General features: G+C 34.5%; 10 protein-coding genes. 1 reads left to right on the plus strand and 9 read right to left on the minus strand.

The window, feature by feature from the left end; genetic code table 11:
• Positions 1-160 precede the first annotated feature (160 nt).
• The 7 genes from HMPREF3154_RS11655 to betB all read right to left on the minus strand — a co-directional run bounded on the left by HMPREF3154_RS11655 (position 161) and on the right by betB (position 8,026).
• Positions 161-526, minus strand: a complete 366-nt coding sequence (locus tag HMPREF3154_RS11655) for a hypothetical protein (protein WP_030059172.1) — start codon at positions 524-526, stop codon at positions 161-163.
• Between the two features lie 434 nt (positions 527-960).
• Positions 961-1,431, minus strand: a complete 471-nt coding sequence (locus HMPREF3154_RS06845; RefSeq protein WP_030059173.1) for an antibiotic biosynthesis monooxygenase family protein — start codon at positions 1,429-1,431, stop codon at positions 961-963.
• Between the two features lie 35 nt (positions 1,432-1,466).
• The gene (locus HMPREF3154_RS06850) at positions 1,467-1,679 is read right to left on the minus strand and encodes a YozE family protein (protein ID WP_070474516.1); all 213 of its coding nucleotides are present in this window, start codon (positions 1,677-1,679) and stop codon (positions 1,467-1,469) included.
• Positions 1,680-1,830: 151 nt separating this feature from the next.
• Complete coding sequence (locus tag HMPREF3154_RS06855; protein ID WP_030059174.1) at positions 1,831-3,213, minus strand: MFS transporter; 1,383 nt, start codon at positions 3,211-3,213, stop codon at positions 1,831-1,833.
• Between the two features lie 18 nt (positions 3,214-3,231).
• Positions 3,232-4,407, minus strand: coding sequence for a M20 family metallopeptidase (locus HMPREF3154_RS06860; RefSeq protein WP_030059176.1), 1,176 nt, complete (start codon positions 4,405-4,407; stop codon positions 3,232-3,234).
• Between the two features lie 243 nt (positions 4,408-4,650).
• Positions 4,651-6,369 (minus strand): choline dehydrogenase, encoded by a 1,719-nt coding sequence (betA, locus tag HMPREF3154_RS06865; protein ID WP_002432573.1) that lies wholly within the window; start codon positions 6,367-6,369, stop codon positions 4,651-4,653.
• A 166-nt stretch (positions 6,370-6,535) separates the two neighbouring features.
• On the minus strand, positions 6,536-8,026 hold the full coding sequence (gene betB / locus HMPREF3154_RS06870; RefSeq protein WP_049427801.1) for a betaine-aldehyde dehydrogenase: 1,491 nt from the start codon (positions 8,024-8,026) through the stop codon (positions 6,536-6,538).
• Positions 8,027-8,313: 287 nt separating this feature from the next.
• On the opposite strand from betB, the gene HMPREF3154_RS06875 reads away from it, so the two are divergent.
• Entirely contained in the window at positions 8,314-8,868 is a 555-nt protein-coding gene (locus HMPREF3154_RS06875; RefSeq protein ID WP_030059178.1) for a choline uptake/conversion transcriptional regulator CudC, read from the plus strand.
• A gap of 88 nt (positions 8,869-8,956) precedes the next feature.
• On the opposite strand, the gene HMPREF3154_RS06880 is transcribed toward HMPREF3154_RS06875, so the two are convergent.
• Both HMPREF3154_RS06880 and HMPREF3154_RS06885 read right to left on the minus strand, forming a co-directional pair.
• Entirely contained in the window at positions 8,957-10,579 is a 1,623-nt protein-coding gene (locus tag HMPREF3154_RS06880) for a BCCT family transporter (RefSeq protein WP_002469734.1), read from the minus strand.
• A 384-nt stretch (positions 10,580-10,963) separates the two neighbouring features.
• Positions 10,964-12,262, minus strand: a complete 1,299-nt coding sequence (locus tag HMPREF3154_RS06885; RefSeq protein WP_002436174.1) for an anaerobic C4-dicarboxylate transporter family protein — start codon at positions 12,260-12,262, stop codon at positions 10,964-10,966.
• Positions 12,263-12,333 lie beyond the last annotated feature (71 nt).

Raw genomic sequence — 12,333 nt, forward strand, 5'->3', positions numbered from 1 at the left:
GGTTATATTGATAATTGTTCTTGTATTACTTATTAGAGCACTGTATATGCGTAAGGAATATGATGAACAGAATCAGAAACAGTTACTTATAAGTCACTTTTAAAAATAATCCTTACGCGGTTAGGCATTAAACTAGCCTTTTGTGTCTATATTGATACAATCACTTATTTAGAGAAGAGAAACTATAGATAACTAAATAGATAATTATAATGACTATGACATGAATGGCTCCTAGAAATATTGCAAAACCATCTGTCGAAAATGGGGTGAAATAACCTGATGAATTATAAACATTCATAAATAAATGAACACATATCCAAGAGAGAAATATCCCAATGACCCTACATATTACAATGCCTATGTTATTTTTTATACCAGTTTTAAAAATAGATAAACTCACTAAGAGCGCGACAATCACAAATGGAATATAACCTATTAGTGACCCCGTATGATAATCAATATTTAGGCCGATAAACTCTATTGGAATTAAGGAACAAATTATCGTAATGAGTTTGAAAAAATTCATTTTAGATTCGTGCTCTCCTAACTATTTAAATTTGTCTATTTTTCAATATTTAATCGTATTTGGAAATCGTTAATCGACTTTATAACTATTAAAGTTGAGAAATGTCATATTGTCAAAATGATACAGTGACCTCAAAACCTTCTATTCTAATTATGAGTGAGGGGCACGTTTACCAATTTAAACTTGTAAAAGCAGTTTAGAATTAAATGCCTATAAATAAGAAGGCTAAGACACAAATGATTGTCTTAGCCTTAATTAACATATTAGCAATGGATGACTATTTTAAAACTGCGCTTACATCAATTTTCTACAATTCTAAACATTTTTATTGGTGGACTCCCAAATCAAAAATTATTTTAAAGATTTCAACAAGCTATGTAAGTTGGATGCGGGACAATAGAATTATATTTCTGCCCTTCTCTCCACCTATTTACCTATATGACGCTTTCAAAATCTATATGATGATGAAGTTTTTCAAGTTCAATTCTAACATTATATGATAAATCGCGATTAACAATGCGATGATCCACACCTTTTGATGTTCCACGTTTCTTATGTGTTTCTGCGTACTCAGCAGAATTCTGCCAATCATAAAATGCTTGTCGATCTTCCCATAAAGTTACGATTATATAATGTCGACCTACAGTTTTAGGTCTTAAAAATCTCAACGCTCTAAATCCTGGTACATTTTCTAAGTGTTTGTTTCTTTGTAAAAACTTTTGTTCAAAAGCTTCTTCGTTTCCTTCATTAACAAAAAGATGATTTAACACGCAAAATGCGTCGTTCGATAGTGTATTTATAGATTCTAGCACTTCGTAATATTGTTTATCATTATTTTTCTCTATCATAAAAGAATGATCAGTTTCTTCTATAATATATGCCTTGTATGCATCATTGATTAACATATATAATTCCTTCATTTCACTTCAATTTATAAGTATTACATCCTACTTTGTTCATAAAGGGATAATGAGCGTTTAACAATTTCTATGAGTTCATGATCGAAATCTTTAAGTTCATTGAAATAATTGAGTATATTATCAGCTACAGTCTCTTCAATTGAAAAATGAGCATCTTGGTTAATCCACGCCGCTAACTCTCCCAATGGCGTTTGATCTCCCACAAAGTTCTGAATAAATTCATAGAAACTCACGCTAACACCCCTTTTTTCGTAATATAAATTTATACTATCACGAAATGACTCATAAAACATCATATCAAAGAATATTCAGTGAAATTTATTTGCATTTTCAAAAAGAAAACTCTTTAAAACGTTTGTTTAATTTAAAGAAAATAGACGATTCTTATGAGGTCTTTTTAGTATTAGGAAGTGTGAGCCATACAATAAAGTATGCAGTGAAAGCAATCATTGTATTAAACCATAGCCCCATCATTGCTCCTAATTTTGGATCAAATAATGTTGAAAATATGCTATAAATTGAACCTGAAATGGCCACACCAAAAGCGCCACCTATTGAAGAAGCCATTTTATAAATACCTGAGGCGACGCCTACCTTTTCCTCTGGAGAATGAGAAATGGCTGTATCAGTCGAAGGCGTTGCAAATAAACCTAAACCTAATCCAAATAATAAAAATCCTATCACGCATAAAGTGATATACACTGGAATAGGTAAAAACGTAATCGACATTAAGAATATTCCCACTGTTGTCGACATCGTACCAATTAGCATAGGTTTTCTAGGACCAAACTCTTGTAAGATTTTCTCTCCTACTCGAATCATTGTTAATACTGCAATCAAATACGTGAGTGACAACAAACCTGTTTCAAATGAACTTAAACCTATACCTTGTTGGACAAACGTATTCGTTATGAGAAGCGTACCAGCAACTGTATTAATTAAAAAATTAGCAAATGTCGCACTCGTATAGAATCGATTACGAAATAAAGCAAAATCGATGAGTGGATAGCGTTTTCTATTTTCAAGGATGATAAATAATATTGTAGATAACACAAATGCAACAAATAATGACACAATCGCTACGGAAAATAAACCTAAATGTGCAGCTTGTGTAATCATAATATTTAGACTGAGCATCATTACAACTAGTAAAATAAGACCCACAATATCAAACTGTCTTGATGATGCATGTTGATTCTTAGATTCTGGCGTACCTTTAATTAAAAGTACTGCAATGAGGGAGACGATAATTGAAAAGACAAATATCCATCTCCAACTTAAGAATGTAGCTATCATCCCTCCAAATAAAGATGCGAAACCAGAACCTCCCCAGGAGCCTATAGACCAGAAGCTGAGCGCACGCTGACGTTTGTCACCATGATAGTATGCTTTAATTAATGATAGTGTCGCAGGCATAATCAATGCAGCAGAAAGACCTTGAATTGCACGTCCCATCAATAATAACGGAATGTAGTCAGAAACGATAATAAGTAATGAGCCAAAAATATTTAACCATAGTCCAATTATCGTTAAACGTACACGTCCAAAATAATCTGCCAAACTGCCCGCTCCAACTACAAACATGCCACAAAATAGAGCTGTTAGACTTACCGCAATGCTTATTGTACTTAAATAACTGCCAAATGACGTTTGTAAATTAGGAATTACATTGATTAAAGAATTAGCAAATAACCAAAATGTGATGACTGCTAATACGATTCCTATTAAAAGTTTACGAGTCCCTATGTATTCATGTTGCTGATTCATTGATGATTAAATCTCCTTTTAAGTTAAATAATCTAAAACAACAGTGCCCACTGCTTCAGCAGCAACAAGCATTGATGATTCATTAATATTAAATTTAGGATGGTGGTGAGGGTAAATATCACCATCTTCAGGTGCAGCACCTGAATAAATAAATGTACTTGGTAATTCAGTAGCATAAAATGCAAAATCTTCTGATGGTGGCTGAGGTTCACATATCTCAACACCTTTAATATCATCAATTTGTGCATTTTTGATTGTTTCTGCGACATATGAAGTGAATTCTGGATCATTATATAACGCAGGATAATCCTTTTTGAACTCGAATTCACATGTTACTCCAAATGTTTCCTCTATACCTTTAACAATTCTAGTTAATTCTTGTTGAATTGTATCTCTAGTCTGGTCAGTTAGAGCACGAACGTCTCCTTCTATTTCAATTTGATCTTTAATCACATTGAATTGACCTTTACCATCAAACGAACCTATAGTGACTACACCCGTTTCAAATGGGTTCAGACGTCTTGATACTACTGTTTGAGCAGTAGTGACAAAGTTGGAACCAGCCACAATTGCATCATTAGCCATGTGAGGTGATGAACCATGACCACCTTTACCTTGTACAACTAGTTTAAAATAAGCACGACCTGTTTGAACATAGCCTTCTTTGTAAAAGACTTTACCTGCTTCCATCGTACTCATAACATGCGCACCTAATACATGATCCACACCATCAAGCACACCATCTTTAATCATACCTTGGGCCCCACCTGGCGGCATTTCTTCTGCAGGTTGATGAATGATAACGACTTTACCTTTGAATTGTTCTTTCATTTCTATCAATGTTTCTCCGAGAATAAGCATATATGCTGTATGCGCATCATGGCCACACGCATGCATAACGCCTTTATTTTTTGAAGCAAATGACAGTCCAGTTTGTTCTTCAATAGGTAATGCGTCAAAATCTGCACGAATCGCAATCGTCTTACCTGATTTCCCACTATCAATTGTTACTTTAACACCATTGGGTCCTACATTCGTTTCAACGTCACAATCTTTCTCTTTATAAAAATCGGCAATGTATTGAGGCGTTTCAGTTTCATGAAAAGAAAGTTCAGGATGTTCGTGAAGATATCGTCTGATTTCAATCATTTTACTTTCTTTCTCACGTAAACGTTTAATTAATTCTTGATTCATTTATATCCTCTCCTCAATTCAATTATAGAACTTAATCGTCAAGGAATGTTGCACAGTGTCTTTTTACTATATTTTTTATTTATGATATTAACAACTACAATATTATACTTTTTGAAAATTAATAGAAAATGAATTACCAAAACATAAATAAAAAGCCTTTAAATGAATTTGAATTCAATTCACTTAAAGGCTTCGCTAATTATAGAATAGCTTTTGTTCATTTAATTGACGAACTTAGTTCGATTAATATTGATAAAATGGATCGTCTTCCATTGCGCCAGCTTTCTCATCATGAACACCATGTTTATAGTAATCTACATATTGAGGTTCTAATGGTTGTCTACCACGAATAATGTCTGCTGCTTTTTCAGCTAACATTAAAACTGGAGCATGAATATTACCATTTGTTGTACGTGGCATTGCTGATGCATCTACGACACGTAAGTTTTCCATGCCATGAACTTTCATAGTTAATGGATCTACAACAGCCATAGGGTCTGAAGAAGGGCCCATTTTAGCACTACAAGATGGGTGTAATGCTGTTTCGCCATCCTTACGTACCCAATCTAGAATTTCTTCATCAGTTTGTACTTCTGGTCCTGGTGATATTTCTCCACCATTAAATGGATCCATAGCTTTTTGTTTAAGAATATTACGTGCAACACGAATTGCTTCTACCCACTCGCGTTCATCTTCTTTAGTTGATAAGTAGTTAAACACGATACTTGGTTTTTCAAATGGATCTTTAGATTTAATTTTCAAGCTACCTCTTGAATTTGAATACATTGGACCTACGTGAACTTGATAACCATGCGCAACAGGTGCTTTTTGGCCATCATAACGTACAGCTATAGGTAAGAAGTGGAACATTAAGTTAGGATAATCCACTTCATCATTTGATCTTACAAATGCGCCACCTTCGAAGTGGTTAGATGCTGCGGCACCTTTACGCGCAAAGATCCATTGTAAACCGATAAACGGCATACGTTTTACATCAAGACTTGGTTGTAATGATACAGGTTGTTTACATTTATGTTGAATGTATACTTCTAAGTGATCCTCAAAGTTTTCACCCACACCTGGTAAGTGCATACGTGGCTCTATGCCTTTAGATTTTAAGAACTCTGAATCACCTATACCAGATAATTGTAATAATTGAGGTGTGTTGAACGCACCGCCTGATAAGATGACTTCGTTAGCTTTAACCGTTTGTTCTTTACCATTTTTCTTATAAGTGACGCCTGTTACCTTTTTACTATTGTTATCATCGAAATTAAGTTTCGTAACGAATGCACGTGTCTCTACGTCTAGATTTCTACGTCTCATTGCTGGGCGTAAATACGCTCTAGATGCTGACATACGGCGACCATGATGAACTTGACTATCGAATGGACCAAATCCTTCTTGTCTAAAGCCATTTACATCTGGTGTTTTATGATATCCCGCTTCAACACCTGCATTAAAGAATGATTTAAATAATGGATTTGTAGCAGGTCCACGTTTTAATTTAACCGGTCCGTTATGTCCACGTACTTTATCATAAGGTGACGCACCATAAGTTGTTTCTAACTTTTTAAAATATGGTAAGCAGTGAGCGAAGTCCCATGTATCCATACCTTCTGGCTCTGCCCAGCCTTCATAGTCCATTGGGTTACCTCTTTGATAAATCATACCGTTAATTGAGCTTGATCCACCAAGCACTTTACCTCTAGCATGGTCAACTTTACGTCCCATATGAGGTTCTTCTTCAGTTTGATATCTCCAGTCATAGAATGGGTTACCAGATGGGAACATTAATGCTGCGGGCATTTGAATAAATAAATCCCAGAAATAGTCACTACGTCCAGCTTCCAATACTAATACATTTTTATCTTTATCTTCAGATAGACGGGCACCTAGTACTGAACCTGCGCTTCCGCCACCAATAATGATGTAATCATATGAATCATGTTTTCTACTCATCAAATTCGACCTCCAAAATTGATAGTTTTCTTTGTTTTTCAACATCTCTTTCTTAAAAGGTTTTACATATTGAAGTGAGCGCCATTATGTTTTTCTAAGCGCTCACTCGCAATGAATATTTTTTAATTTCGAAAATTAAATCAGCATACTTTTTCAAATGGAAGAATTATTTACTAAACCAATTCACTGGTTCTGGATTCGTGTTTGTTAAGATGTGTTTAGTAATCAAGTATTCTTCAAGTCCTTCTTTACCAAGTTCTCTACCGATACCTGATTGTTTATAACCTCCCCATGGCGCTTGAGCGAAATAAGGATGGAAATCATTAATCCAAACGGTACCTAATTTTAATTTGTTAGCTACACGTTGTGCTTTACCAATATCTTTAGTGAATACCGCACCAGCTAATCCATAGATTGAATCGTTAGCTAAACGAATTGCTTCTTCTTCATCTGAGAAACCTTCAACAGTTAGGACTGGTCCAAAGACCTCTTCCTGAACAATACGCATTGATGTATCACAATCTGTGATAACAGTAGGTTCAAAGAATAAACCTGCTTGTAAATCTTCACGTTCAGGACGTTTACCACCGATAGCAATTGTAGCGCCATCTTGTTTAGCAACTTCCATGTAATTTTCAATTTTCTCACGATGTGCAGTTGAAATAACTGGTCCCATTTCAGTGTCTTGATCGAAACCATTACCAATTTTAATTTTACTTACACGGTCGATCAGTGCCTTTTCAAACTTATCTTTAATATCGTTATGAACTAAAATTCTAGAACCTGCAGAGCAAACTTGACCTGCGTGGAAATAACCACCATTTAGCGCTTGATCCACTGCTAATTCAAAGTCTGCATCGTCAAAAATGATGTTTGGATTCTTACCACCAAGTTCTAAAGCAACTTCAGTTACATTGTCAGCAGCTTGTTTCATGATGTGTTTACCTGTTTCAATACCGCCTGTGAATGATACTAAGTCAACTTCTTCATGGCCAGACATAACGTCGCCAACTTCTGAACCTGCACCTAGAATTAAGTTGATTGTACCTTTAGGGAAACCAACCTCTTCCATTAATTCAAATACACGAATTGTTGTTAATGGTGTAATTTCACTAGGTTTCATAACTAAAGAACAACCTGTAGCTAATGCAGGTGCAATCTTCCATGATGCTTGAAGTAAAGGATAATTCCAAGGTGTGATTTGTGTAACTACACCGATAGGTTCTTTGATAACTTTACTTTCAGAATTTGGGATTGGCGTATTAATGATTTCGCCACCATCTTTATCAGCTAATCCTGCGAAATACATGAATACATTATGAATATCATCCATATCTGCATAAGATTCTTCTAATGTCTTACCAGTATCTAATGTTTCAAGTTTAGCTAATTCTTCTCTATTTTCTTTAATTTTATCTGCGATGGCTCTTACTTTTTTACCTCTAACTTCACTTGTTTCAAGTGACCATTCGCCCTCTTCAAATGATCTTCTTGCAGCTAAAATTGCTCTTTCCGTATCTTCTTTAGTCCCCTCAGCTACTGTAAAGATAACTTCTTGATTATAAGGATTTATAATATCTCTTGTATTTTTATTTGAACTTTCAACCCATTCACCATCGATATACTGACGGTTTGATAATTTATCTACAAGTTCCATCAAAACAACCTCCGTTAAGTTTGTTAAATTTTTATTTAACGAATTTTACAAATTTATGTTAGCATAGGTATTGAAAACGTGTCAATTTCTTAAAATACATTTGTAATACACAAGTAAATATCCAAACTTAACATTATTCTCCTTACTTACAACTTTAATTTGATAAATTAATTTTAATTTTTGTAAAAAGGTTTTATAATAGTTTGGCATGTAAAATTTTCAATTTTAAGTTATTTAACTTAATTGACGTGGTAAAAAAATTGAATATTAGAATTGGAGGTGCAGTGATGACACGTACGAATAATGACGCGCACCAAGTCGAACAAGCGAAAGATTTAGTGATAAACTCTATTGGAGAAACGATGGATTTGTATGGTATTAATCGTAGCGTCGGCAATTTATATGGCATCATGGTTTTTGAAGGCAGCATGACACTAGATGAGATGCGTCAACAACTACAAATGAGTAAACCAAGTATGAGTTCAGGTGTAAAGAAACTTCAAGAATACGACATTGTTAAACAACAATTTACACGCGGAAGTCGTAAGCAACATTTTATCGCAGAGAAAGACTTCTTTAATTTCTTTAGAAACTTCTTTACAAGAAAATGGGAACGAGAAATCGATACTAACATGGAAGCAATTAAAGATGCCGAAAAGATCATCAACCCACTATTAAACAAAGAAAATTTAGATGAAGAAGCAAAAGAAAATGCGTTAAATGTTAAAGCTCAATTAGATCATTCAAAAATATATTATGAATGGTTAGAACAATTAAGCGAGTCATTGGAATCTGGAGAAATATTCAAATACTTCCCTATTCCTGAACATGAAAATGAATAAAATTAAATTTAAATTATAACGTAAAAAAGCCAAGGGATATTCAAACGTATTTAAACGTGAATATCCCTTGGCTTTTTTGAATTAGTATTTATAAATTATCGTCTTCTGGTTCTTCTTTGACTTGAACGATTCGAAGTGATCGTCGTTCAACTTCTTTCAATTTATCTGCACGTGTTTCAAGTTTTATTCGATCTCGACCCAGTATGATGAGGAAGGAAATCATCATAAAGGTGAAAATGACGAGTAAAGGTACACTGGCCAATATTGATGCTGTTTTCAATACTTGAAGTGCTCTCTCGCCACCCACTAACATGAGTGAGAATGGAAGTAAACATAATGCGAATGCCCAGAATAAACGATTGGCTCTTAAAGGTTCCCCGATAACTTTTTTCTGTGATGCAGCTGCTAGGATATAAGAACCAGAGTCAAATGTTGTTGCTAAGAATAAGAATGCTGAGATTAAGAATAAAATAATTGTAATTGTTGGGAATGGTAACTGATGCATTACTTCAATAATTGTTGCTTCAGTACCATGACTATTTAAATAATTAATAACATTAAATTGTCCAGTAATTTGTAGGTAAACTGCATAGTTACCAAAAATACCGAAGAATAATACACATCCTAATGTACCGTAACACATTGTACCTAATACTACTTCTTTAAGTGTACGACCTTTAGAAATGCGGGCGATAAATAAACCGATGAACGGTGCATATACTAACCACCAAGACCAATAGAAAATTGTCCAATCTTGAGGGAAATGAGTTTCCTTACGACCATGAATACCGCCAAATGGTTCCATCCAAGTCGCCATGTGGAAGAAATCTCTTAACATGTTACCGAACCCAGTTACCGTTGTTTCCATAATAAACACTGTTGGACCAACGATAAACACGAACGCTAGTAATATGAATGATAACCACACGTTGACGTCACTTAATTTTTGGATACCTTTTTTCAATCCAGTATAAGAACTAATTGCGAATATAACTGTAATGGTTAATAAGATGATTGAACGTAACACCATATTAGTTCCATCTAAACCAGTTAACTTCTCAACACCAGCTGAAATCATTGGCACACCAAGTGCTAATGACGTAGCGGCACCTCCAAGTAAACCAAATATAAATAATATATCTACAACTTTACCGATAAATTTATCAGTTTGACCTTTTAAAATAGGTCGACAAGCTTGACTAATTTTATAAATCGGTTGTTTCTTAACGAACACAAGATAACCGATTGGTAGTGCTGGTAATACATAGATAGCCCATGCAATAGGGCCCCAGTGGAACATACCATACTGTGTCGCATATTGAAGTGCTTCATCTGACATTGGTTTTGCGCCATTAGGTGGGACTTGGTAGTAAAACGCCCACTCAATCACACCCCAATACAAGATATCTGAGCCGATACCCGCACAAAATAGCATCGCAGCCCATGTGAAATTATTAAATTCTGGCTTGTCACTTGCTTTCCCTAATGTGACATTGCCGTATTTACCAAACGCTATGTAAAGAACGAAACAAAAGATTGCCAGTCCCATAAATAAATACACAGAACCAATTGAATTAGAAATGGCACTATTGATGTCTGTGATGATTGTTTCACTTGCTTTCGGAAAAACCATCATAGGTATAACGGCAAAAAGTAATACTATGACTACGCCTATGAAGGTCGTCCAGTCCATAACTTTTTCCTTTTTCAATTGTGATCCCCCTAATATTATTTTTATGAATCGTGTGTTCAATTACGCTCAATATTTATTGATTCACAAAAAAGACAATAACGAAGTTTTAATAATAATGCAAATTACATACAAAGATTTTTAACCGTTATAGTGAATATTTATATAGTTTGAGGCATTTTAATGCTCATTTAAAATGACTATGACAACAGTGTTAAATTAAAATTTAACAAAATAAACGAATTTTACAGAATGTTGATTATGCATAAAAATACGCATTCAAAGAATATTTATTTATTTTCAAAACTTCGACTCTTAAAGAAATAATTCCTTATACAAAAGAAAAACTACTTTCCAATTTCATTGAAAAGTAGTTTATGTAAACCGTAGAGAATGATTTAATTTTTAATAACCTAATAGTGCTTTAATAGTGAACCCAATGATGATAGATACAGTAATCACAAAGAATCCTGGGACGGCGAAGCTGGTTGGTCTCGTTCTGCCTGTTTCATCTAACTCCACAGCAAATAGTAATGTAGGTTGAGCTGGTATCACGAAGTTAACGTTCAATGTTTGTACCATGGCTACGAAATAAATAGGTGGAATGCCTAAACTCATAACGATCGGCACCATAATCGATGCAGTGGCAGTTTGAGATATTACAATCATCGCTACAATGGAAACCAATATAATGACTAACCATGGAACTTGGCTAATCGTTTGTCCGATATCATTTTTTAATATTTTTAAATTTTGTGGCGCATTAAAGATTGTTGCACCTAACCAACCCGGTCCAAGCACAGCAAATAAAGCTCCCGTTGCTGATTGCGTAATATGAGAAGTTAAAATATCTGATGTGTTAATTTTGACTAATAGTAAATTAATTGCTGAACTTAAATACATAAAGAATTGTACTATCTCAGTCATTTCTACTTTGACTGTCTTTCCATTAACATCGAATGTAGGCATAAGATGTGGGAATATACCAAATGTTAAGATGCCTAACACACATAATAGAAAGCTTAGCACGCCTATTTTTACTTTTCCTGAAAATTGATTTTCAAGCTCGTCCTCCGGCATTTGAACTAAACGCTCAGATGAATCATGTACTTTCTCTTTACGCCCTACAAAAGTACAAAAAATACTAAGTAGCAACATACTAATAAGAGCAGTTGGTAAAACGATACTTAAATACTTACCCATCGATATATGATATCCTGCTAAAACTGAAATGATATATGCGGTAGCTGAAGCTGCAGGGCTACAAAGCAGTGCTAAATTTGCAGTTAAAACTGATGCAGTTAAGGCTCTCTTAGGTTGTATATGTGCCTTCTGCGCCGTTTTTGCAATAATAGGTTCTAAGGATAAAGCTATATTAGCCGTACCTATACCAAAGACGAAAAGGAAAACAATCATCGGAGCAATAAATATAATCGATTTTGGAAAGCGTTCAATCACACGCGAAGCAATATAAACGAGATAATCAATACCACCTGTTGCTTGAAGAGTTCCGCCTGCGATACCAATAGATAAGATAATTAAAACTGCTGTAACAGGAGCTGAACCTGGAGGTAATCGAAAGATAAATATCATTATTAACTGAGCCACAATCGCAAAGATACCACATCCAAGTGCGCCAGCTGTTCTAAGACCTAATAATATCGCAAGAATCATTATTATGATTTCTATGATAAATAAAACCATGAGAAGATCTCCTTAAACTTGGTGAACAAATTTTGTATACATTAATATTTTATCACTTAAAGATGTAAATA

The organism is Staphylococcus sp. HMSC06C11 (genome assembly GCF_001808345.1).
Lineage (GTDB): Bacteria > Bacillota > Bacilli > Staphylococcales > Staphylococcaceae > Staphylococcus > Staphylococcus capitis.